Raw genomic sequence first — 24,128 nt, forward strand, 5'->3', positions numbered from 1 at the left:
TTATATAGTGCAGTATAATTTTTCATTCGAGGCACTGCACTATATCGCGAACTCCATTATAAAAATGATATTTACATGCGTAATTAATATTTTTTCAAACAGGCTAATTAATATTAAAACTTAACACTGCACTTCCTGAGTAAACACCCGGCTCTACCTTATTACCCTGAGTCGTTAATTCAGAAGTCACTTCGATAGGTTCTGAAATAGGTGTGGAAGATGCCACAGGTATGCCTTGCGATGCATTCTTTCCATTAATTTTGACGACAGCGTCAATATTTTTACCTAGCTTTACTGGTGTTCCATCAGCTGAACTCCAATTACTCCCCGATGATGATATGAGTTTTAATGTTCCCGATTTTACACTTGAATTGCAGGTTAGTAGTGTCGATACTGCTTTCTTGCTTCCCTGAATCTCCTTTTCATGTAGAGAACCATAGTCAATAACTAAATTGCTTGCAGAGAACTTACATGTATCCCTGACTGTAATACGAAGCTCTCCTTGATAATCAAACCAATAGCGGCCATCATCATGTCGCATGGAGCATGAGGCAGTCCCACAGTATTGATGGTTAAAGGAGGCAATGACACCTCGGTAAATATAAGTTCCGGCGGGCGTATTCTCTGGCGCGGTTATTTTTATTGGTGCAATATAGGTCTCATTATGCCAAACGTATGGCTTGTCCAGCGGCACCTGAAATGAACCAATCCAAGGGCTATAGTGATATGCGACCCCATCAGTAAACGCGATATTCTTTGATGTTTTTTTGATATAATTACGACCTCTAGATTGCTGCCCTTCAATATTAAAGCTAACACCATTATTAGTTGTAATGGTTGATGGTGCTGTTATGCCAACCCCTAGCATCCACTGATCTAGCTCTATATATGGATGAGAGTAACGTGTACCATTCTGGCAACCTGCAACACAAGATACATCCTCACCTTTCGAATTAAAGTCACCAAAAATAGACAATGATATATTAATCGTTTCCGCACTCCCACCTGGCGTCAAAATAACATCATTCGAGGGTAGTGACCAGGTGTGCTGTATTCTTGATGATTCCTGCACATAGCTATAAGCAAGAGAAAACTGAGCATAAAAAAACAGTGCTGTTATTATTGCCAGCTTCGCTATTTTCATAAGAATATAACTATTTTTAATTGGCATTCTAAAATAGAGCATAATAAGTTCCTGATAGGTTTATCGAAAGGGATTGAGCCTCATTCAAAAGTTCACTTTTCCTTGTGTGTTTCAGCGCTGATATTTATCACCGCGGTTTTAAAGGTTACTGGTAATTTATCATCAGGCTTGCCGTCGCTTGAAAAGTACCGGCGTGCAATTGTCCTGCCGATGGTGTCACTAACTGTGCTTTCAGTTGCAGTTGCCCATCAACTGCACCTTCACCCGTTCCCATACCCTCGACTGGCACCCAGGTATTCAGGTTAACCGGTGTTGTCCCCGCTTTACCCGATGTGAGTGCTATTCCTAACCCATTCAGTGAAGTGGAGAGTACGTTCGCCCCCATTTCACTCATTACCCCGTAGCTCGTCGGACTCAGATACATTTTAAGTGTCTTGCCCGTCGGTGCTGAATTGTCGCAACTCATCTTCAGGTTAACCGACTGTTCGGCCGCCGCTGTTCCAACTTGTTCCAAAGTTAGTTCGCCGAATGGCACCTCTACCGCCGATTCACCATTATTACCCGTCACCGTGCATACGGGTTCCAGAATGGTCGCTTTGATCGTAATAGGGAGAGTGGCCGCTTGCCCATGAACACTCCACAGCAACGTACACAACAACATCCCGTGCATTAATCGCTTCATCGCCTGTTTCCTCAATTTAGAGCCAGCTTGCCGTTACTGAATCCTTACCCCTGAACTCTCTGGCCTATTTCTACTGATAGGAGACCTCAAATGTTGCCGTCGCGGTATAAGGCCCCTCTTTCACCGCTGCCCTATCCGGTGCCAAGGCATACGCACCAAAACGGAATCGGTTTACCTGCCCACTGCCTGTCACCGTTATTTGCCCCGCAGTGACGGGTTTACCCAACGAGATTAAGCTACCGGCTCCATCCTCTAGCCCGATAACCAGACCGGTTCCGCCCTCTGCCGTCAACATCGTTATCCCGCCAATAGTCTGGGTTTTGGCTCCGCTGAACATCATCGTGACCAGTTTCCCCTGCATAGCCGCCGTGCAATCTTTCAGCCCTATATCAAATGGCTCGCTCGGTGTGCGCCCATTTTGACTAAAATCTTGTACCGAACGGGAGGGTAGCGTCACTAGTAGCGGGGCATCCTCCAGTTCAAATCTACACTGTGCGTCCAACAGTGTGCCGCTAAACGTGAGATCGACGCCTGCCCCCGCAGCAGATCCCCCATTGGGGATAACTACCAGCAGCGCCAACACACACCATAAATTGTCTCTACTCATCGTCCTCTCCACACAATGCCAGCCCTGAAACAGGAAGCGCCTGGCTAAACCTTTTTCACAACACAGTTCCCGCCACTGCAACTGAACTTCAACACCGGACGACCACCATAATCGTTGATGTAGGTCAGATAGGGGGTTGTGTAGTGCCCGACTTTCACCTGAGTGCTACTTTTGGGCGACACCATCACTACATCAAATGCCTCATCCTCAGACTGTCGCTGGCTGCCCGCCAGGCCAATGACCGTGATGTAATAAGGTGTCGGGTTTTCTATCCGATAGCCATTCCCCTCCTCATGCAAGATAAGTTGGTCTTGCCAGACAGCGCCGGGAGTAGTGACTATCCCTTTCGGACGATAAAATAATTTGATTTTGGTCTGTAATGCTATTTGCAGCACATTGGGCTGATCGCTGCGTGGTGGAATTTCCCGCAGATTAAAATAGAACAGTGATTCTCTGTCCTGAGGAAGCTGATTGGCATCTGGGGTTGACGACACCCGTATCATGCTTTTCATTCCCGGCTCCAAACGCTGTACCGGGGGGGTTACTACTAAAGGTCCCTGCACCAGTTTCTGTTGGTGCTCCCCTTCCAACCAGACTTGCGCCAAATAGGGTAGTTGTTTGTTTTCATTGCTAATATTTAAAGTGAGCGATTTGCTGTCTGCATTAAATATGGCTCGAGTGCGATCTAACCCCACGGCAGCCTGTACCGCTGGGTGTATCGCAAACAGCACTGTCATCGAAACCAGACTTAATACCTTATGAATGCTTCTCATGATGTCTTATCCTATCTATATAAGGCTGTGTGCCCATTAATGCTTAGCTGCCGTAGTGGGTCCACAGGGCAACAGCAACTGCTTCCTATCTAGGTTCGACGGGATCGTAACCTCACAACGGGTCTGCCCATCCCAAGCCACATCGAGCACCGTATTGGGGGTCACCCCACTCAGCCAGGCCAGGCCACTGTCGCCGACGATACCCAGCTCCCGGCCTTTTAGATCACGCACGCTGGCAGCAAATGGCGGGTATGTCCCATCTTTCAGCCGCAGAACCGCAAACAACCGCTCCCCTTTCAATACACCAAAATGCTGATAACCAATGGCACCATCGGTAAGTGCGGTTTCCACTACCCCTTGTGTTGCCTCTATGTCATCGGCCATATTGTTGATATCGACTCGCGCCGTGGTGCGGTAATAGCTGTTAACATCAGTCAATACCCCAATGCCCCGCGAATTAGTCACCACCCGGCCATCATCTATCGGTACGCCACTGACTCCGTCGGTATCGACCATTAAGCGGGTACTGCCGTTATAGCCACCAGAGTGCAGTGCCGCACCTTTGCTTGTTGCCGTCACTCCTCCTGTGGCGCTTATCCCCAAAGAGCTGTAGCTGTTCTCCGCCATTGCCACATTACCGGTAAGGTTTGCCAAAGGACTGTTGTGGGTGTACATGCCACTAAACTGACTGCGCGCAGCCTGTCCATTGCCCTGATCCCGCCCGGCGCTCAGGTTGTAGCTGTCAAGCTGCCCGACAGGAGCGTAATACCCCACGCGCTGCCCGATCCGTTTCCCGCTGTAATCGCTACTGTAGCTGGCCGTACCTTTTCCTATCGGAACCGACAACGTCAAATTAATGGCGTCATCATAACGTTCCATATCACGCTCCAGATACCGACTGCGGCTGCCAGTCACGTTCAAAGAGAGCCCCTTCAAGCCGAGTGACGGCAGATCAAACCAGGTGTTAAGGCTAACGCCATACTGGTCAGCACCACCGCGATCCCAATAGTTCTGGTGTTCATAATTGAGGCTAAGGGATAGCGGCAGAGCCAACTCATCAAACTGCTTGCTGACATTGACCTGATAACGCTCTCTCTGACCGGCATTATCATTGGCTCGATACCAGGTATTATTATTGCCTTGATACCAGGTATTATCATTGGTTCGAAACCGGGTATCTAAATACTGCTGCATGGACATATAGTCATGCTCGGAGAAGCGATATCCGGCAAAGGTCACATCAGTATTGGCATCATCAAAATGCTTGGAGTAACTGATATGCCATGATTTACCTTCCCGCCGCCCTTGTACGGGTAAGTCGGCAAATGATTGGGTGACATCTAGTGCCGCAGTACCAAACTGAAAGAGATCACGACCGGCACCTATCGCCAAGGCCTGATAACCATCCGACACCGTTGTACCACCGAACACCGACCAACTATTAGATATCCCCCACGATGCCTCTCCCATGGTAAAGAGCGGCCCTTCTGTATGACGGTTCCAGCTTCTGGGCTTCCCGATGGCGACCTTATAGCGAACCTGACCCGGTCGAGTCAGATAGGGCACCGATGCCGTCGTCATGCTAAAGGTCTGCACTTCACCATTTTGCTCTAGCACCCTCACATCCAATTGACCACGGATGCCACTGTCCAGATTCTGGATACGAAATGGTCCGGCCGGGACCATACTGTCGTATACCATACGTCCCTGCTGAGTTACCGTAACTCTGGCGTTAGTTCTCGCCACCCCGATGATTTCAGGTGCAAAACCACGCAAGCGCGGTGGTAGCATGCGCTCTTCGCTGGCAAGGCTAACGCCAGAGTAACGCCATGAGTCGAACAGGTTAGAATTGACATAGTCTTCACCCATAGTCAGCAGCGCTTCAATCATCGGTAGTGGGCGGTACAGATAAACCCGAGTCAGATCAAAATTATGCTGTGAAGCTTCTCGGCCACTAGCCCGGAAGTAGCTGCCCTGGTAGTCTCCCCGCAGACGCCATGCCCCCAAATTCCCACCCAGCGTCCCACTGAGGCTTGCATTTTGCTGCTGCCCATTACCCTGAGTTTTTATCATCGTGCTATTGATGTTGTAGTCCAACATCACCCCAGGAATGCCATTATCCCAACGGGAGGGGGGTAACCAAGTCGCATCTGAATATTCCAGCCACGCCTTAGGCATATTGATATTCAGGGTGCCATTGCTGATATCACCTTTCAAAGTGGTGCCCTTCAGCGGTGTGAAATCGATACACTGCCCCTGATGCCAAATACCTACCCGCTTGATGGACTTTTCTGTCAAACCCAGATGGCTAAGCAACTCTGGCGATAGGCAAGCCTCCGGCATACTCGGAGAAGATGAAGTCTCTGCGGCTACCGGGTTAATATAGAAAGGAATAGCAATATCATTTCCTAACCTTTCACCATTCAATTTCACTTGCATCTGGTATGTGCCGGGCAGAATATACCCCTCCCTTGAGAATCGGGAGAAGTCTATATTCTTCTTATCATCCGTATCGAGAAGGTCAGTATTAAACTCCACTGAAAATGCTTTGATAGAAAATAGCGCCATAATGACTAAGGCGGATACTCTATTTATCTTCAGTACACGACTTATGTTCAATACACGATTTATGTTCAATACACGCTGATTCATAATTTATCACCGGAATAATTATCTGAATTCCGTATCATTAATTCCTGCTATTGACACGAGCGTATCCTTCCACACAGAGAAATGACCCATAAGTCATCTGTACGGATATAAATTTCATTTTCAGATGAGGTTATTATTTTTAAGTTAATTTGGCGTATTAATCTCACTGAGATGTAATACGCCATCATTATTCCCTGGTTCTGGAAGAAAACCTTCCAGAAAGGCACAGTACAACATCACCTAAAACAACCTAACCGCATCAGTTCAATCCCCTCCTCCTACTATGGAAGAGGGGCTGAAAATTACTTATAGGCGATGACAAAGTTAGTTGTAGCTTCAAAATCACCCACAGTGACATCAGTTTTTGTATCTGCTTTTTTGGCTTCTGCGGTATAAGTCAGAATATTGTCACCCGTCGGATTCAAACCAAGAATGGGCTTGGCTGCACCAAAAGTGATGCCAGAAATAGCGATCCCCAACCCGGTAGCCGAGCCATGAGTAGTCAGTAGATTTTTACCACTGATCAGATCGGTACTGGCAAAGGTAATCTCAGCCGTTTTTCCCGTTAAGTTGCAGTTTTCCAGATGGATCTGAAACTTCTTGGCGGTGACCACATTGGCATTCAATTGAGACGATGAAAGCTGACCAAATGGTACTTTGACATCCGTACCATCCTGGCCCGGGGCTAAATTACATGGTGAATCTACCACCTCACCATTAAAGGTTATTTTTCCGTTATTACCTGCTGCTGTTGCGCCATAAGAGATAACACCCAGCACTGCAATAATGGCTAATTTAGATACTTTCATAAAAATATTTCCTTATTTGTTTGTAAATATAGATATCAAGCGTCATCTGATATGTCGATGTAACTCAACATGAAAAAGATAACGTCACCACGAATGAATAATGGTGTGATTTATCTATCCATCACTCACCACACCATCATTCAAAACATATTTTATAAAATAAGAGTTCCCTCTGGAGAGTTTACGTCCCAGATTAAATTAATTTTTAAAAAATATTACCCTAAAGATAAAAATTATCTATTGCCATTGAGTTCACATATCATGGCATTTAAAGAGTCTATTCCGGTGCGCCGAAGCCCTCGTTGCTTATAACGACTGACCGAGTTATATGACAGACCGAAATTATCGGCGATATAGTGCAAATTCTTGCCACGTAGCAATTCACATAACACGGCTCGTTCTTTCGCCAGGTAAATGCTTGCCTTTTTACATTGCTGCTTATATTGCTGCGGCGTGCGACGCCACATAAGTCGTAAACGCTCCGCCAATGATGCCAGTGGTTCACGAGCTGACAGCACCATATCAAACCCGGCAGCATCAAACATTCTTTTCAGCACTGGTGTATCATGCAGTGTTACGCTTCCTCGATGGCAATGCTTTGGGACAGACATCTCAAGCAAGCCGGCCATCTCTTCTGTTGTTCCTTTCGCCACACAAAGCAATAAAGTGACAATTGGCTGAATCAGTGCTTGATGTAAAGCATCCAGTGTCATAACCACCTGACAGTCTGATTTGCCTGGCAAATTTTGGCATAAACTCGCCAAACCCAATGCCGCATGTGGGCATTCGGAATAAATTACGATACGTTTATCCATGTTATCTAATCTCCTTTAGACTTTATAACCTATCCTTTCAGGGCTATTTTTATTAACTATTCTCCCCATAGACGACATATATGCTTTAATGCCAAACTCTCTACCACAGTGCCAGCTAAGATAAATTCTTAGTGATAATCAGACTCTGTTCACAACAATTATCCGCGACTCATGAGTTAAGTCAGTCACTCGACAGTCCCCACATAAATTTCGATGCAATTGACTCAAAAAACCAGCAGCTAACCATATTATTTTTAATAAAAAACACAAACCTGGCTAGCGCGAAAAATTAAGCATGAAAAGTCTTAAAGCAAAGAAATAAAATCTCCTTGATTGAATAAAACATCAAGTAATAGAAATCAAAAACAACTTACTTTAATTAGGCTATACAAAAATTGACAATTTGTATAATCGTTTTGTCGCTTATGTTTTATTTATTTTGATAGCTATAGCCTATCAAAAACATAAAAACGATCGCCAATACATATCAAAATACAGAATCTTACCTGTGTAATTAGGATAATTATTAGCATTTAATCTGTATATCTTAAAAATTAGCAGTTAAATAAACCACAAACTTAAAATAAAATAGAATATACATCCATTATTGATAGATTATTTGGATTTATTCATTAATACCTTAATTATCAAAAAGATATAAATATATTTAAATATTATTACATATCATTTATTTGTGGATAATAATAAGCAGACTAATAAAAATTGGTTATTTTTTTCTAAAAAAAACACCTCACACACAATTCTCAAGTGAGATTTAAGCACGCCACTAAAATTAACACAGCAGATATGTGATCCAATTATTTAAGAATCTAATACGTACTTTAAACATGGTCATAGTTAATATTTAAATTAACCACTAAAAAAACACCTATTACCATCCATGAAGCAGTTGCTCATAACATTTTCAACTCATTTTGGTAATGGTAACGTTTTTGTATGCCCCATATTTATAGACTTAAATACGGACCACGTTGCTCCAGCGGAAGTATTGCTGGAGGCAACGTGATCCCAGCGAAAGTGCTGCTGTCGATCGTTCGAGTTTGTGTGATTTAGTTTTCTTTGCATAAAGACAGCAATAGTGGCTCTGTCATCCATTGTTTCGAGTATCTACGCACCATGGTTTGGCGTTTAGGGATTACCATTAAATTGTCTTATCCTACGTTGAACAAGAGAGTCTACGCGGTCACGTAGTACCGGTACAATATCGTCAAGGCCGCCAGGTTGATCCGCCACAACAGCACCAGGCATTATGACGAGGGCGGGATTTGCAGCTATACGGGCAATAACTTGATCCCACAGAGCTTCTGTTTCTACATAAAAAGACTCTCCCGCAGTTCCATTGACAGCATTTAAACAAAAAATAGGCTTGCGCCCCTGCCAATTTTCCTCAATTGGCATCTTGTAACATTCGGCTGAGTTTGCATTGTCGAAAATTGTATTAATTAATACAATTAAATGTCGAGACTCTGCATTTTGTACGAATTCACCATTAAGGAGTCCAAGTAAAGCATCTCTTTTATTACTGTGTTTTTCTTTTATATCTTCCAGATATTTAATTCCAGACAACCTTAGATTCATTATTTTCTTAATAAGTTTAATGACCCTGTCATTATAATTAACCCTTCTGTCAACAAAACCCACAATAACAGCAATAATAACGAGTAATGTCGCAACCCACTTTGCGACTTTGTCTGTCATTTCCAATGTTGTTTGTAACCAACCTGTAGCTACAGAGTTTACTCCTGCCACAATTATAGCGGTGAAAGTAGTTAGACTAACCCCTACCCCCATCGCATAACCAAGAACATTATAATTTCCTAATGAAGCAGACATCTCATAACTTACTTTGTGATGTAATACTTCGAAAATTGCTTTCGCATCAGCGTTGCCAGATAAAGCCAACATGTTTAATTTTAGATATGCAGGATAGGTGCTATCGGCTAACCATAAAAAATGTTCAACTTCTGCCTTATTCAAAGAATTTGCAAATGCAATAATTCTGTTATAAGTAGTTATATTAAGCCCTTCTCTCGCAGCTTCATCATAAAGCCGTTTATATAATATCGAAGGGGGAAATATTTCATCTGCCATTATGTTATCCTTTCATTATGACTGTTATATAGGGCTATTTTTTCCAAAAAACCCTAAGACCCTATTTTTTGCATAGTGATAGTGCAAAATCACAGCGTGTGAATTACCGGAACGGGAGCTAATGGAAATCAATCCTCAGAACTATGTTGAATTGTTACAAGTGATTAAAGCTATGTACAAGAAAACATTAAAGAATGGGGGGTTATTGGCTATTTTACTTAGCACTGATAGTGATGTTTAGGGATTGGTATGTTCTAACCCGGTATGATTAATGAAAGGCATGTCAGATGAGAGGAGACAATAGGCTAATGGACACTGGCATCAACAAATATATATAGCCCTATTCACTATATGACTATTGACAATGCCAGTCTCTCGTTTTTAGTATTTTATTTATACAAGGCAGAGCTGTTTATTGGCCTCCATATCTACGCCATCGCCGAATAACATATTTTGCTAATTTTAAGTTAAGAGGTGATTAGTACTCAAAACGGCTTATATCAATGGTAGTATTCAGTAATGGAACAAAGATCAACTCCATGTAGAATTGATGTTGCTGTATGCTGAATACTGCCGCCATGATGAATAACAATCGACTTTGGAACCTCTTGTTAGGAGTATGTTTTATTTCTATATACACTCCACCTAAAGCTGGTTTTTTTTATCATCCCAGACACCATAAAACCGTTGCGCGTTACTGGCCGTATACCATACCGTATGTCGAATATTACGGTGCCCCAAATAATCTTGTATCAACCGCGTGTCAACCCCACGATCTGCCAAAGCAAACCCACAGGCATGTCGTAGCATATGAGGATGTGCTTGTACCGCTATTCCTGCGATAGCGCCTAATTGAGCTATCAATTGATAGATTCGCTGACGAGAGAGTGGATTTCCCTGGCGGGATAGAAAGAGCCATTCAGTATGTGAGTTAAGAAAATCCCCTCTCATACCCAGCCATACTGTCAGAGCTCTCACCTCCTCATCCAACAAAGGATGGATAGTGGAGAACCCCTTTTTAAGTCGATAAATACAGATCCGTTTCCCTGTTAAATCAATATCAGATAGTCTTAATTGCCTTAGTTCGCTGGCCCTAAATCCATGTAAAAAACATAGCGTGATAAGACAATAATCTCGTTCTGGATGAGAGCCAGCTTTGGCGGCCTGCAATAATGCTGTTACTTCATCCTGAGTTAAATGTTTACGTTTATGCGTTGCCATACTTTCCTCGGGGAGTGTTATTGCGTAGTTTTAGCTATCGATATCACACGCAATTGCGTGCCTCCTGTTTACCAATAATAGGACACCACAAGGATACGAATAAGAAACAGGGCGCAATAGCCAAGTGTGTACTATAGAAGGAATGCAAGATACGACAGCCATCGGCCGGCTATAAATGATAGCGATCCAAACGTTCGCATAAGAAACGGCGGAAAACCATACTAATGATCGTACCTTGTCACAAACATCACACAACATAAAAATAATAGTCCTTATCCCAGAAAAATATAATTTCTGTATTAAACTGCATAATAAAAATCACCTAACTAAAATCAAAAAAAACCAACGCAGCTTCCGTGAAGCAACGATAATCATTTTATAAAGTTTAAATAACGAAGATAATACATCCTAAACCAGGGTCTTCCTTAACCCATCATGCCGCAATCCATTTACTCATCCTTTAATTCATTCGAAGATGAAGTAGAAGTGTTAGACAACAATACTCGGTATAAGACACCACCCAACAGACCCCCAATCAGTGGTGCTAACCAAAATAACCACAGTTGTTGTAGCGCCCAGTTCCCTTGATAAATCGCCACACCAGTACTGCGGGCAGGATTGACCGAGGTGTTAGTGACAGGGATAGTGATCAGGTGAATCAGTGTTAGCGCCAAACCAATGGCCAGTGGTGCAAAACCGACCAATGACCGGCTATCAGTTGCACCAAGGATGATTAGCAGAAAGAACACTGTCATTATTATTTCCGTTAAGAGAGCAGATTGTAGATTATATCCGCCCGGGGAGTGCTCTCCATAGCCGTTAGTCGCAAACCCACTACTGACAATATCAAGCCCACCACTCTTACCGGTAACAATAAGGTACAGTGTACCGCCTGCCAAAATAGCGCCAACTACTTGGACCATCATATAAGGTAAAATATCGCGAAAAGGAAAACGCCCGGCAGCCCATGCTCCTAACGTTACCGCCGGATTGAAATGGCCGCCTGAAATAGACCCTACAGCATAAACCATGGTAATGACCGTAAGACCGAAAGCCAGTGATACACCCAGAAAACCAATTCCCAGATCAGGGAAGCTTGCCGATAGAACTGCACTGCCACATCCTCCAAGCACCAACCAGAACGAGCCTATTAATTCAGCTAAAAGTCGCTTAATCATGTTCACTCCTTTCAAACTATTAACAGTCTGATCATATGTCAGCCGGCTTTAACTATAAGGCACAGCGCTGTAATGAGAAGACCTCCCGTTCGGCTTATCCGTAATTAATTTATTTATTCTGGTTAATATTAATAACAATTAAACTCACCATTAATAATGGTGTTAATTTCGTTTATTACAGCTGGATGAAAAACAATCCGTTTTAGTTTAAAAATAACACTCTATTTATCTGTGATACCAATAATTATCAATTGAGTCCTTTTTTTCATTATCCCAATCAGGCAAACCAACCTACATTCGTTCTCTGAGAGTGCAGAACTTTGCTAACTCGTTATCAACGATACTCTGCTTCTTTCACATTGATGACCTTTAACTGTTCGTAGGTCTGATATTGCCCTCTTAAAAGATAATAAAGGTATCTCCATGATGAAATCACTTTCGACACCATCAGCACCTTACCCCTCATTCTTGGTTACCCCACTCACGTTATTGGTCTCTTTGATGTTTGGTTCACTATTCCCAGTCATCGCTACCGCCGCCGATCCCGCGCCAGTCATCAGTAAATTGTTCTTAAGAGGTGACTTAGATGTAGGAGAGTCCCTTAAAGGTGATTACCGTTTTAGTGCCAACGGTGGCAATACCGTGGACAAATCCACCTTTAGCTGGGGTTATAAAGGCGAAACCGCACAGCGGGTTGCCAACGGAACCATGATCGGTAGTACTGGTTACGTGACACCTCGCCTACTGGTGTCGGCCGATATCGGGCATGTGATGGAGCTATCGGTACAGGCGAAAAATGGCCTCAACATCATTGGCAACACATTAACACTGGCCAGCGACAGCGAGGATACTCGCAATTCCACCGAGGAGGGTGATGGCGAAGGACGAGTGGGAGATCCGTTCTCGCCATTGGTCAGTAATCTGGCACTCACTGGCGTATTGGATGTCAATCAAATTTTGCAAGCGAGCTACAACTTCTCAGCAGGTCAGGGTGGATCCGGGGACAAATCCACCTTTGCCTGGGGCCAAAAAGGCAGTACGGCAACTCAGGCCCCTCAGGGCCAAACGGTGACAACCTCTGGTAAGCCCACCGGTTACACCATCGTTAAGGCTGATGCAGGAAAAGTACTGGAAATATCGGTACGGGCTAAAAATAGTCAGAATAAGATCGGTAATATACAAACTCTGGCAACTGATGCCAGCGCAGAAGAAGGTAACAAGACGACCGGTGGAAATGGACAAGGTGGTGTGACGAACCCGGATGGCGGCCCAGTGATCAGTAAGTTGACGCTCGCTGGCAAACTGGAAGTTGGGCAATCACTGACAGCCGGTTACACCTTTGAGAATATAGGCGGCAATACCACTGACAGCTCCAATTATGCATGGGGTATCAAAGGCAGTACTGCCGCAGCAGTTCCTTCCGGTCAACATGTGACCACTTCCGGCCAAGTACCCGCCCGCCCTCTGGTAACAGCGGATGTGGGGACGGTAATGGAAGTGTCAGTGCAAGCACGGGACGGGTTGGATAAAACCGGTAACACCCTGACACTAGCGGCCGATGCCAGTGCGGCAGAAGGTAATAATAGTACTGGTGGTAACAATGGTGCCGTCACTAACGGAAGTGGGAGTGGAACTGTTGCCACGCTGGTGCCGAGTGTCAGTAGAACCACAGCTAAGGTAACAGAGACTATTACGCTGACGGTCACAGCCAAAGATGCGAGCGGGAATACAGCAGTTGGGGCATCAATAAGTCTGACCAGTGTCTCAGCAACTAACCGTAAAGGTGCGGCACAGACCCCCACATTGCTCATTAACGGGCAAAGCAGTTTCACTGGCACCACTAATCCACTGACGGTTACCCTGACCGACCCTAATGGCAAGGGAGTAGCAACCACACTCAACATCGTCAGTGATAGAGCAACCAGTTCGCAAAAGGTCACCTTTACCGTTCCAACCAGCCCAGATACCTCAGGGGCTAATTTCTGGGGGCACATGTTAGATAGCGTGACCTACAGTCGTGCTATTTTCTACCGCCCACAACTTTATACTGAAAATAATAGATATAACTCAATAACTGCCGACAATGAGCAATGGTCGGCAGTTAGCAATACAACTGATGGCAACGCGAGCTGCAATGCACGATCTGGTGGGGGTACAAACTTTCGTCTGGTTCTACCTCAGGGCACAAGGTCAGCGGGTTTGGTCACATTACAGGACTTCGCAGGTACCAGCGTCCTGAGAAGCTCAGGATTCCCAACCAGCAAAAGCTATCTAGGCTGGGATATCACAAGCGTAGATCTTTCAAGTGGCAGTATATCTCCTGCTTCAGGCACGACTATTTATCTTTGCCAAGATGATGCTTATCTAAAGGGATGATAGCGATATAAATAACGGCTTAATTCAGCCAGTAGCAGATGGGGCGTTTGGAAAAACAGCCCCATTTTTTCTGCCCACGACCACAAGCCCCAAATCCCCCTCACTATCAACGCCAAACGGACTTAACTCCACAGCCCTCCCCTTCTGCGGTGCCATAAATTTTTAGGTTTTCTTATCTTCATAAATAGCGACAAACACTTTAAGTGAACAGCTGTTATCAGCGGGGGGGAGAGACGAGAAATAGCAACTAGCGGAGGATAGATTGAGTCAGCATAATCACTGATGTCATTTATTTCATAAATATAATTTTTATATTAATGAAAACAAAACAATTCAAGAGAAAAACATAACGCATTGATTTTAATTGATTTTTTAATATAAAACTCAAAAAAATACGAGTCACTTGGGGTCAAAATGACTACTTAACTATGACATAACTCAATAATTGTGCAAGTAAGATACGTATTTTTTTATTATTTTGTTAAGAATTAATTCAACGATTTGACTTATATGAAAATTATCCCGATGGCTAGCTTATTGAGCCGCTATTGTCGTTGCCAGGCCGCATAGATTCCCACAGCGCACATCTTACCTTCCCTCACATAATCTCGAAATAAAATCGCAATAAAAACCAAAATCTCAAAATAAAAACCCGTTAAAAATCAAAAAATAAAAGTATAAAACCAGAAATGTGCTGGGTAGTCATTTTGACCCCAAAAGACCATGCGCCCTTCTCAATAACGGCATCTGCGCCTGGGTTATTTGGTTTTTATCGCAACAGCTAACCGCCAGCAGAAAAGGAGTGTCCAGTGAATAAGCAGAACAACAATCAAATAAAAGGTCGTCAAAGCAATCACGGTGATTACTACCTGCCGGCCTGCCTTACCCACCTCGGTAGACCCCCGTTATATATGGCCGTGGCCTATTGGGGATTGCTCAAAAAGTCCCCGTTTACGCGCGATGACCTCAGTGCGGCCTTCCATATTACGGTGCGACGAGCAGCTGATGTGATGACCTATATCTATATCGAACGCCAAAATTGCATTACCAGTAAAAAGTCGTTGGTCAACATCGGTAGTGGCCACTCTTGCCTCTATTTACAGGTGCTGGCAGTTGCTGAACCTGCCCCACCCCGTCAGACATTTCGCCCCCCGGAGCGCCGGACATCCAACGCCTATAACAAAGAAGGACAGCAAGAGCTATGGCACTGGCTCCTGACACGTCCAGCGGGAGGTGATCCTGAATGATCTCATCTACCGCCACCATTAGCGTCACCCTGCACAACACTTGCCCATTCGCACTTGAGGTTCGTGCCAGTGGCAAGTTGTGCCATCAACTCCCCCAAGGTGAGTGTTTTTCGCTACAGATCGCACCAGACCAGCCATTTTGCTTACGTATCAGTGGGGTAGGGGAAAGAATGCCTCACCACTGGCCAGAGAGACTGCAACAGATACGTGATAACTGGCGATATAAGCTCACAACAGAACAAGCTGAGCCGTCCCTTATGGGCGATAGCCTCTTGCGATTAACACCGGAGGAGCGTGACATGCTCACCGGTGCGCAGGATAACGTCTGGCAAGATAGTGATGACCGCGCCATCTTTGGTACCGAGTTATGGGACATCACAGCAACAGACCGTCACTGGACTGTGCAGGCGCGACCAGATGTGTTGCACCGTTTGCCATTATCCCAGCCAGTCGAGATCTGGCAACTAACCCTATTACCCGGCGAACCAGCACCAGATATTGAGCCACAAGACGCCATCTGGCACGTCAGACCATCACAGCAACAGGGGCAGATAGTGCGCTTGCATGCCGGGCAACGGGTACTCAGCGCCTGTCAACATCTTAAAGACATCACCCTGCAACCCAGTACTGACAGTAACCTACAGCCCCCCTACTCACTTAAGGAGGCATTCAGCTTCTGGGTGAGGGTTCCCGGCGGTATTCCCACCGCCAGTGGACGCCCAAGCTGGCGGCTCTGGAATACATTTAGTCGCAGTTGGTTGGTCAGCAGTGACCTACAACTGCAGATCATACCGAACATCGGGCCGGAAGTGCCCGGCGCACACTGGGATTGCATCTGGTCGGAAAAAGGTTTTATTCGACTGATCAAAGCTGATGGTTCTGGCGCGCTCACCCTACAGGCGGACAGTGTCGGCCTAAGTCAAGGTGAGGGCACCTTATGGCGAGAAGAGACCTTCTATCCCACATTCAATCTGCTCTATACCGGCCAGCAGTTTAGCCTGATACAGGTCGCAAACGGACGCTATTTAATCGCCACGGACCAGGGTGCGACCACCAGCCCCTACCCCACAACCAAACCCTTACTGCCGTTGCAGTGGCAACCCATATCCAGAGATGCCGGTCGCCTTAGCGTTCAACACCCTACATTAGGGACACGGTGGTTAGCCGCTGGTTCGCGCAGTTTAGTCAATAGTGCTGGACGCGCAGTGGTATTAGAGAAAAAGCCGGTTTCAGGATCACTTTGGCAGCTTTGTTGTATCACCGGACACCAGGGATTCTTATTACGCAGCCAGCATGCTGGCGGGCATTTGGCGGACATGAATGGGCAACTATCAGTCGTTGCTGGCATACCACGGGATGCTTTCTGGGCCGGCATTGCGCCCGAAATAATATCGGCAGGAGTTCTATGATGAGCACTTTATCTTATGCATCGAAGGTTGTCTCAGACACAGACATCAATGAAGGCGAGATGATCAAGCAGCATCGTATTGTCGTGATTGGCAGTAATCATTTTCGTTCTACAGGGCTTCGAGCGCTATTGTCACAACTGCCTGAGAAATCGGAGGTTTTGTGCGAGGTAGCCTCAGTCATGGCTTTCCACTCCCTTCCTTTTGCCTTACGTGTCCGCACAAATTTATTAATTATTCATCCAGATAGTTTTGAAGAGCAAGATCTCAGCGGTATCGCTTTCCTCACCCTATTTTTACGCATCCACCCACATTGCCGGATATTTATGATGGCCGATGTGCCCAATATCGCGTTGCTGGCTATCTACCATGCCCTTGGGGTAACCACGATGTTACCTGCCCGAGGCCCTCTGGACATATTACAAGCCGCCCTACGGGCCGGGTTATTGCAGACCCAAAAGCCAACAACAGAGTTACCGAAACTGACACCTCGGGAATTAACCGCGCTTCAGAGCCTATTAGCAGGAATGTCCGTTGCCAAGCTCGCCCGTCAGTTAGGGATTTCTTGCAAAACAATTTACACCCAGCGCAGTAATGCCTTGCAAAAACTTGGTCTGCGCCGACCTCAACATATGTTCGATCGCAATGCTCTGCCTTTGAAGCAATTTATTTATCAATACCGCTAGCACCACAGGAAGCACAGAAACGACAAAACAATAAGTTTCACAGCCACACCTTATACATATTTTATGTAAAAAACCCATTAAATCAGGACTATATATGAGTACATCAACTAAACCATATCAGGTAAAGGTTATCACATGGGGCACTATTGCCGCCCATCTGACCCTTCCCCTAACCCTGGCTTTCACTCCGGTTAATGCGAACATGTTACCTCGCACCAGCCAGCAAGGAGATGAACGCCTGGCGGCTCTTCCTACCATGCCCTATGTACTAAAACCGGGCGAAACAGTGGATATGGTTGCCAAACAGCATAATTTAACTTTAGCGCAACTGAAGAAAATCAATCAGTTACGCACTTTTAGTAAACCCTTCGCCAAACTGCAAGCGGGTGATGAGCTAGAGATCCCTCAGACCCGGCCAAATCTCGGATTAGCCCCTGAGAATACAGCGCTGGCTGATACGCAAACCACTGAACGTAATTTGGCCAAAGCAGCCACAACAAGCGCTCAGATGCTAAATAGTGGTGATAAAGCGGCAGCTCGCCAATTACGTGGATTGGCGGTTGGCAATGCCAATCAGGCTGCCAATAGCTGGCTTAACAATTTCGGCACCGCTCGCCTACAGGCGAATATCGATGACCGTGGGGATCTCGACGGCAGTCAATTCGATATGCTGATGCCTTTCTATGATACGCCATCACAAATGGCTTTCACGCAGTTTGGCATACGTCGGATCGACAAACGCACCACCGCTAATCTGGGGATTGGGATCCGCCATTTTATTGACGACTGGATGGTCGGTTACAACCTCTTCCTCGACCGCGATATCACTCGCGATCATACCCGCGTCGGTGCTGGTGCCGAATATGCCCGTGACTACCTGAAACTGGCGGCAAACGGCTACCTGCGTTTGAGCGATTGGCGTGACTCCCCAGATTTCAGCAGCTATAGCGAACGTCCGGCAACCGGATTTGATCTGCGGGCAGAAGCCTACTTACCCTCACTACCACAGTTGGGGGGGAAACTGATGTATGAACAGTACTTTGGTAATGATGTTGGGTTGTTTGGCAAAGATAACCGGCAACAAAACCCGGCTGCCATCACTGCGGGTATCAACTATACCCCGATCCCACTGGTCACGGTCGGTGTCGACCGCAAGCAAGGAAGCGCCGGTAACGGTGAAACGCTGTTCAACCTTGGCTTCAACTATGAGGTCGGCACACCATGGGCCAAACAGATAAGCCCTGATGCGGTCAATGCGCGTCGTACTCTGCAAGGTAGCCGCAATGATTTGGTCGAACGTAATAACCAAATTGTACTGGAATACAAAAAACAGGATGTCATCAACCTATATGTATCCAACAATGTTAGCGGCCGTGCCGCTGAGACCAAACAGCTTGTCGTGAGTGTGACCTCAAAATATGGCCTGAGAAACATCCAGTTTGATCAGGGCGCACTGGCTGCCGCCGGTGGGAAAATTATTCCTCAAGGCCCTAGCCAGTTTGCCTTACAGTTACCGCCGCAACCTTCAGGTGGCAATAACTGGACCATCAGTGCTATTGCCAGCGACGTCAAGGGGAACACATCTAACCGCGCCGTGACACTGGTGCAATTGCAAGACACCCCTGCTACTATCAGCGGCACTTTGACCCCAGCGGCAAGTACCAAGCCCGCGGATGGTAATAGCGCCGTCCTTTTGACTCTGACCTTAAAAGACGCGGCAGGCAACCCACTGACGGGTCAGGCGAATAACATCACCCTGAAGAAAAATACTCTGGGTGGCTCCGGCAGCGAACCCACACTCAGTGCCCTGACTGAAACCGGCCCTGGGATATATCAAACGACAGCAACTGCAGGCACCAATTTCGGCGTATTGACGTTAACACCGGAGATCCAGGGCACGCAGTTAGCACCAGCCACCATCACCTATACTGACCCATCATCCACAAAACCATCAGTGTCTAACCTGATCCTGCTGGGTGAATTGGCGGAAGATAGCAAACTGTCGGCAACCTATACCTTTACCCAACCGGCGGGCGGGCCTGCCGCAACGGATGCCTCAACCTATCAATGGGGTGAAAAAGGAGCAACAGCGGCCAACGTCGCTAACGGTTCAGCCGTGACAACCTCTGGGCAAGTACCGGAATACCTATTGAAATCGACTGATGTGGGTAAAGTGATGGAAATTTCGGTACAGGCGAAAAATAGCCTTGCGGTTACCGGCAATACGCTTACGGTAGATTCGGCCTCGGCAGACACCAATACCAACAAAACCACGGGCGGCGAGCAGGGCAAAGTCACCGGGTCAACGGTGGTGACAACACTTGATATATCCCCATTCACTGATAAGGTAAAAGTTGGCGAGACAATTAGTTTCACCGTCACCGCACTCAATAAAAACAACCTGCCGGTTCCTGGTGCTCAAATAAAGCTCGAGGCAACATCGGCCGCCTCGCGCAGCGGTCAGGCTGAAACAGCCACGCTACAGGTTAATGGGAAACCACTGACCGATGACGTTACCACGGACGGCGATGGAAAAGTACAGGTAGCCCTGACTGATCCAACCGGTAAGGGACTGAAAACAACCCTAACCAGCAGTAACGGTGCCCTTAGTAAAACTAACGACGTTATCTTTACTGTGATCACCAGCCCGGATAGTACTTTAGCCAAGTACTGGGGACATATGGATAATACAATAACGGCAGCGGGTGTGACCTTTAAGCGGCCATTATTGGCAGCGGAGACATCTGCAAGCGGAGCACAAGATACACTGAATAATGAGATATGGAAGACCCCTGACATTGCTGTTGCCACGCAAATGTGTGCAGATCAACTACCTGATGATACGCAACTTCAGGCATTGTTTGATGCAGGGGGGATTATCAGTCATGGGTGGCCAACCGCTCCCGGTTTTTATTATTGGTCAGAAACAGAAGAGGCGGGCGGCTCATCTCGAGGTTTTGACATGAGCCTTGGAAAAGCAGGTACCCTAGCCGCAGACGGAGAACAATTGGTAAGCTGCCTCTAAATTTTTCTAAATTGAATCAAGGCTACCAGGAGTGGTAGCCTTGAATATACTGATTAAATATTAGGAGGAAGAGTGCACTCACTTGCGGTAGCACTCTTCATATCACTATCTTCTACGAGTTCTGCTGAAGTGAAAGTTTCGCCTGCGGCACCTCGCTGAACCGTATAAGTGACGTGCACCACGCCTTGACAAAGCCTGTAAAATGGGGCTGGCGGCACAAGAAAATTATGATCGTCCTGTCCAATATTGGCTGCTGTTATTGCATAGGGCGGAGAAGTATAGTCAGCCGCGGGTACGGGTGCACCATTGACCGGGAAAAATCCTTCTGTTCCTGTTAATTTCAATGTAATCAAGTCCCCTATGCTAATATTGTCATATTTAGCCACAGTAAAATTACACCCATGATAATCATCCATAGTTTCAAAATTAATTGTTTCATCATAATTCCTGGATAACCAATACGGTTTTAGTAACCCATCCTTACCACCAGGGTTAGTATTGGTCGTGTTGACTAAAATATCTTTTTTGGGTGAAATAGAAGTTCCAGTATGAACATTGTCACTTAGCTTACGCGCAACAGTATAATGTGCAGGAATAATCCCCCCACCAGAGGCAGGAATGTCAGCAGCAAGCAATGTCATCGATAGATTTGCCGCGGGTACTGTAGCGACTATTAAAGGGGGGGCTAACGTTTTCGTCCCCCATACAACAGTAATAACATCACCAACCGTCAAATAACTGACGCCAGCCCCCCCCCCCACTACCTCAAAAGGAATGGTTATGTTTGCATTTTTACTAACCGCCGTCCCTGTGATTGTATCAGTCTCACCACTAGCGCTGGTAATAGTTAAAGGCTGCAAATTTGTATTTTCAGGTGATGTTTGATCAGGACGAGGGCCAGCGGGAATATCCAAATCCATCGTTGCCACCAATTCTTCTGGCGACGGTGTTTTTATGATACTACTGGCTCCTCTACCCACGACGTAATAAATAATAAAGGATAATTTATCATATAATTTAATGTCATCATGATATACATGGAAGCTGAATATTGGATCCAAACCAATATCCTCTACCTGTATCGTATGTGATGTTCCTATTGCTTTATCCCCAACAGTCGCGTGTTTAAAATGGAGCGTAACAACATCACCAACTTGTACATCATCATACTTAGGAACATCAATCTTGAGGGCGCGGGTAAAATTATCTGTAATAAAATTATCTGCCACTTCAGGCAGTCTCGGCGCTTTTAATCCAGTAGGTCGTGCACCAAAGGCAAGCTGAAGTGTGACCGGTATCGCCTTATCACTAACATAACCCGCTTCGTTAGTTATGGTATAACTGAAAACACGAGGCCCATCGGCCGCACCATCATCCGTCCCACCCAATACTGCTTCATCAAAATCGACTGCCATGGTCTGGCCAACCTGAGTAGGGAGAACTGTTGTGGTAGTGGTAATAGCAGCGAGATTAGCTTCACTGGTGCCTATATAGAGAGTTATTATATCATTTCCCCTCATTTCAAAATAGGGCGCGATTAATGCAGGCAGTGCTTTTTTAAGATCTACATTTATTAAATTTGATTTTGTTATACCGTCGATAGAATATTTATCATCAAATTGCAAACTATTAACCGGGATCCCGCCCCCAGCTCTCGTTAATATCGTAAAGGGAAGCGGAAGCGTTTTACTCATATTACCACTACGGGGCGATACAAAAATCGTGACATAGTGAGCGCCTGGAGTTATGAATTTTTTATCTATATTGATAGTAAAACCATTATCTTTCTCTGTTTGGGTCCAAGCGGCATCCACTCCTTTAGTCGCAATCCAATTTGGGAGCTCATCAGGTTTTTTGAAGTTTGGGTCAAGATCAGTATCCATTGTTACATAAATTTCTATAGCACCTCTTTGACCTAGATCTGGTGTGTCTTTAAGCTTCGGCCATGACTTAACTTCCAGAACAATACCATTATCTTTATCTTCCTTAACAACAACTCCAGAACCAGAAGCCGCAATTCCTTTAATGGTAAATATGACATCAGTAGTAATTTCAGTCGCAAGAATAAATGGTGGTGTAAAATAACGTTTAACCCTAGCTTTCGAGTTTGTGGTCATAATTGAAATCTCCAAATAACAGGTGCCTTATATAACAACCGTGAGTCATATAAATAATATAGCTGCCGATAGTTCAGATGAACATTGAGATTAAATAATGTTAACCTCACTGACAGTTATCCTATTAAAATAACTTCCCGTCTAATGAATTAGTATCATCAGATGATAACCTTTGGTCATGGCAATCAAATTGATAATGATATCAATTTGATTGCCATGACTATTTTTATTAGATAAATAATTAGCAGACAGATGCGACCTTGCTTCCCAGGAAAATATCAATCACACTACGAGTGATCTCATTGGTAAAATTAGGTTCCCAAACTAATCCTATATCTACGCTCATATCTGTTTCTTTTATATCCATAAGCTCAAGATATTTATTACTTACATCTGAAATAACACTTTTCGGCACGAATGAAAAGGCATCCTTCCTGATAACCAACTCAAGAACGGTCATGATATTATTGGTTGTCACTACCGGTTTCATTGTCAATCTATCATATACTGCATATATATTTATATTACCATTAATGGCGTAACTCTCTAACTCTTGCGTCTCCCGCCACCCCAATTTATTAATACTCCCCAGAGAAAACCCCGCTGTTCTATCTATATTTTTTCTCTCAACAATCACTAATGAATCACTGAATAGTCGGCGGGAGGATAACTCTTTAGGGATAGGGTAAGGCATAATCGCTAAATTTAATAAACCTTGAGTCAGTTGGTAAGCTAATTCATTAGGTAACATGCCATTCAATAACACTAAAGGAACATCAGGGAAAAGATCGGTGAATTGTTTAAATACATAGTTATGATGTGAATCAAAAGAAAAAGCCCCAATCTTAAATTCATTATATTTAACGGTTGATAGCTCAGCAGTATTTCTTCTGAATTTATTCACATGATTCATCAATATTTTTGCTTCAGCGTAAACACTCTGACCAATAGACGTTAAATGTGTACCATCAGGCCCTCGGTAAAAAAGGATACAATTGAGCCTCTCCTCTAACGAGTTTATTTGTTTAGTCAACGCCGGTTGAGTAACACAAAGTTTATCTGCCGCCTTATGATAATTCAACGTTTCCGCCAGCACGATAAAGGCATTCAATTTTCGAATATCCATTGTATCCCTCTTTACTAGCAAGGTAGATAAATAGACTAAAGAAATATTAGTCCGGCATATAGGATAAAATATAGTGACGTTCACACTCTAAAATTCACCAGTAGGCATTTTAGTGCATTTAATCTTAGTGAAAGTCACCATAACAACCATAG

The 24,128-nt window shown here is 45.1% G+C and carries 17 protein-coding genes; 5 read left to right on the forward strand and 12 right to left on the reverse strand.

Features of this window, described 5'->3' with window-relative positions; translation table 11 throughout:
- Positions 1-103: 103 nt before the first annotated feature.
- From AACW11_RS05305 to aqpZ, 10 genes are all read right to left on the reverse strand, one after another.
- Positions 104-1,186, reverse strand: a complete 1,083-nt coding sequence (locus AACW11_RS05305) for an MrpH family fimbial adhesin (protein WP_212583930.1) — start codon at positions 1,184-1,186, stop codon at positions 104-106.
- A 103-nt stretch (positions 1,187-1,289) separates the two neighbouring features.
- Positions 1,290-1,826 carry a fimbrial protein gene (locus AACW11_RS05310; RefSeq protein ID WP_212583931.1) on the reverse strand — a complete coding sequence of 179 codons (537 nt, stop codon included), beginning with the start codon at positions 1,824-1,826 and terminating at the stop codon, positions 1,290-1,292.
- Positions 1,827-1,896: 70 nt separating this feature from the next.
- Positions 1,897-2,433, reverse strand: coding sequence for a fimbrial protein (locus AACW11_RS05315; RefSeq protein WP_249192678.1), 537 nt, complete (start codon positions 2,431-2,433; stop codon positions 1,897-1,899).
- 44 nt (positions 2,434-2,477) lie between these two features.
- The gene (locus tag AACW11_RS05320; protein WP_212583932.1) at positions 2,478-3,206 is read right to left on the reverse strand and encodes a fimbrial biogenesis chaperone; all 729 of its coding nucleotides are present in this window, start codon (positions 3,204-3,206) and stop codon (positions 2,478-2,480) included.
- Between the two features lie 36 nt (positions 3,207-3,242).
- A complete protein-coding gene (locus AACW11_RS05325) occupies positions 3,243-5,858 on the reverse strand; it encodes a fimbria/pilus outer membrane usher protein (protein ID WP_212583933.1) in 2,616 nt (871 codons plus the stop codon).
- Positions 5,859-6,160: 302 nt separating this feature from the next.
- A complete protein-coding gene (locus AACW11_RS05330) occupies positions 6,161-6,667 on the reverse strand; it encodes a fimbrial protein (RefSeq protein WP_212583934.1) in 507 nt (168 codons plus the stop codon).
- Between the two features lie 233 nt (positions 6,668-6,900).
- Positions 6,901-7,482, reverse strand: a complete 582-nt coding sequence (locus AACW11_RS05335) for a hypothetical protein (RefSeq protein ID WP_212583935.1) — start codon at positions 7,480-7,482, stop codon at positions 6,901-6,903.
- Between the two features lie 1,149 nt (positions 7,483-8,631).
- Complete coding sequence (locus tag AACW11_RS05340; RefSeq protein ID WP_212583936.1) at positions 8,632-9,594, reverse strand: hypothetical protein; 963 nt, start codon at positions 9,592-9,594, stop codon at positions 8,632-8,634.
- A 645-nt stretch (positions 9,595-10,239) separates the two neighbouring features.
- Complete coding sequence (locus tag AACW11_RS05345) at positions 10,240-10,815, reverse strand: tyrosine-type DNA invertase (RefSeq protein ID WP_212583937.1); 576 nt, start codon at positions 10,813-10,815, stop codon at positions 10,240-10,242.
- Between the two features lie 449 nt (positions 10,816-11,264).
- Positions 11,265-11,993: an aquaporin Z gene (gene aqpZ, locus AACW11_RS05350; protein ID WP_212583938.1), complete on the reverse strand. Its 729-nt coding sequence runs from the start codon at positions 11,991-11,993 to the stop codon at positions 11,265-11,267.
- 423 nt (positions 11,994-12,416) lie between these two features.
- On the opposite strand from aqpZ, the gene AACW11_RS05355 reads away from it, so the two are divergent.
- From AACW11_RS05355 to AACW11_RS05375, 5 genes are all read left to right on the forward strand, one after another.
- Entirely contained in the window at positions 12,417-14,369 is a 1,953-nt protein-coding gene (locus tag AACW11_RS05355; RefSeq protein ID WP_212583939.1) for an adhesion domain-containing protein, read from the forward strand.
- An 809-nt stretch (positions 14,370-15,178) separates the two neighbouring features.
- A complete protein-coding gene (locus AACW11_RS05360; protein ID WP_212583940.1) occupies positions 15,179-15,616 on the forward strand; it encodes a CaiF/GrlA family transcriptional regulator in 438 nt (145 codons plus the stop codon).
- Complete coding sequence (locus tag AACW11_RS05365; protein WP_212583941.1) at positions 15,613-17,025, forward strand: hypothetical protein; 1,413 nt, start codon at positions 15,613-15,615, stop codon at positions 17,023-17,025. Before AACW11_RS05360 ends, AACW11_RS05365 begins: the two co-directional genes overlap by 4 nt.
- Positions 17,022-17,708, forward strand: coding sequence for a helix-turn-helix transcriptional regulator (locus AACW11_RS05370; RefSeq protein WP_212583942.1), 687 nt, complete (start codon positions 17,022-17,024; stop codon positions 17,706-17,708). Before AACW11_RS05365 ends, AACW11_RS05370 begins: the two co-directional genes overlap by 4 nt.
- 94 nt (positions 17,709-17,802) lie before the next feature.
- Positions 17,803-20,733: an inverse autotransporter beta domain-containing protein gene (locus tag AACW11_RS05375; RefSeq protein WP_212583943.1), complete on the forward strand. Its 2,931-nt coding sequence runs from the start codon at positions 17,803-17,805 to the stop codon at positions 20,731-20,733.
- A 53-nt stretch (positions 20,734-20,786) separates the two neighbouring features.
- On the opposite strand, the gene AACW11_RS05380 is transcribed toward AACW11_RS05375, so the two are convergent.
- Both AACW11_RS05380 and AACW11_RS05385 read right to left on the reverse strand, forming a co-directional pair.
- Positions 20,787-22,850 (reverse strand): hypothetical protein, encoded by a 2,064-nt coding sequence (locus AACW11_RS05380; protein ID WP_212583944.1) that lies wholly within the window; start codon positions 22,848-22,850, stop codon positions 20,787-20,789.
- A gap of 241 nt (positions 22,851-23,091) precedes the next feature.
- Positions 23,092-23,976, reverse strand: coding sequence for a LysR family transcriptional regulator (locus AACW11_RS05385; protein ID WP_212583945.1), 885 nt, complete (start codon positions 23,974-23,976; stop codon positions 23,092-23,094).
- Positions 23,977-24,128 lie beyond the last annotated feature (152 nt).

Origin of the sequence: Yersinia sp. Marseille-Q3913 (genome assembly GCF_963892745.1) — a bacterium.
Lineage (GTDB): Bacteria > Pseudomonadota > Gammaproteobacteria > Enterobacterales > Enterobacteriaceae > Yersinia > Yersinia bercovieri.

Excerpts from the sequence above, each read along its gene's own strand:
- AACW11_RS05305 (WP_212583930.1), bottom strand. The coding sequence starts at position 1,186 with ATGCTCTATTTTAGAATGCCAATTAAAAATAGTTATATTCTTATGAAA.
- AACW11_RS05310 (WP_212583931.1), bottom strand. The coding sequence starts at position 1,826 with ATGAAGCGATTAATGCACGGGATGTTGTTGTGTACGTTGCTGTGGAGT.
- AACW11_RS05315 (WP_249192678.1), bottom strand. The coding sequence starts at position 2,433 with ATGAGTAGAGACAATTTATGGTGTGTGTTGGCGCTGCTGGTAGTTATC.
- AACW11_RS05320 (WP_212583932.1), bottom strand. The coding sequence starts at position 3,206 with ATGAGAAGCATTCATAAGGTATTAAGTCTGGTTTCGATGACAGTGCTG.
- AACW11_RS05325 (WP_212583933.1), bottom strand. The coding sequence starts at position 5,858 with ATGAATCAGCGTGTATTGAACATAAATCGTGTATTGAACATAAGTCGT.
- AACW11_RS05330 (WP_212583934.1), bottom strand. The coding sequence starts at position 6,667 with ATGAAAGTATCTAAATTAGCCATTATTGCAGTGCTGGGTGTTATCTCT.
- AACW11_RS05335 (WP_212583935.1), bottom strand. The coding sequence starts at position 7,482 with ATGGATAAACGTATCGTAATTTATTCCGAATGCCCACATGCGGCATTG.
- AACW11_RS05340 (WP_212583936.1), bottom strand. The coding sequence starts at position 9,594 with ATGGCAGATGAAATATTTCCCCCTTCGATATTATATAAACGGCTTTAT.
- AACW11_RS05345 (WP_212583937.1), bottom strand. The coding sequence starts at position 10,815 with ATGGCAACGCATAAACGTAAACATTTAACTCAGGATGAAGTAACAGCA.
- aqpZ (WP_212583938.1), bottom strand. The coding sequence starts at position 11,993 with ATGATTAAGCGACTTTTAGCTGAATTAATAGGCTCGTTCTGGTTGGTG.
- AACW11_RS05355 (WP_212583939.1), top strand. The coding sequence starts at position 12,417 with ATGATGAAATCACTTTCGACACCATCAGCACCTTACCCCTCATTCTTG.
- AACW11_RS05365 (WP_212583941.1), top strand. The coding sequence starts at position 15,613 with ATGATCTCATCTACCGCCACCATTAGCGTCACCCTGCACAACACTTGC.
- AACW11_RS05370 (WP_212583942.1), top strand. The coding sequence starts at position 17,022 with ATGATGAGCACTTTATCTTATGCATCGAAGGTTGTCTCAGACACAGAC.
- AACW11_RS05375 (WP_212583943.1), top strand. The coding sequence starts at position 17,803 with ATGAGTACATCAACTAAACCATATCAGGTAAAGGTTATCACATGGGGC.
- AACW11_RS05380 (WP_212583944.1), bottom strand. The coding sequence starts at position 22,850 with ATGACCACAAACTCGAAAGCTAGGGTTAAACGTTATTTTACACCACCA.
- AACW11_RS05385 (WP_212583945.1), bottom strand. The coding sequence starts at position 23,976 with ATGGATATTCGAAAATTGAATGCCTTTATCGTGCTGGCGGAAACGTTG.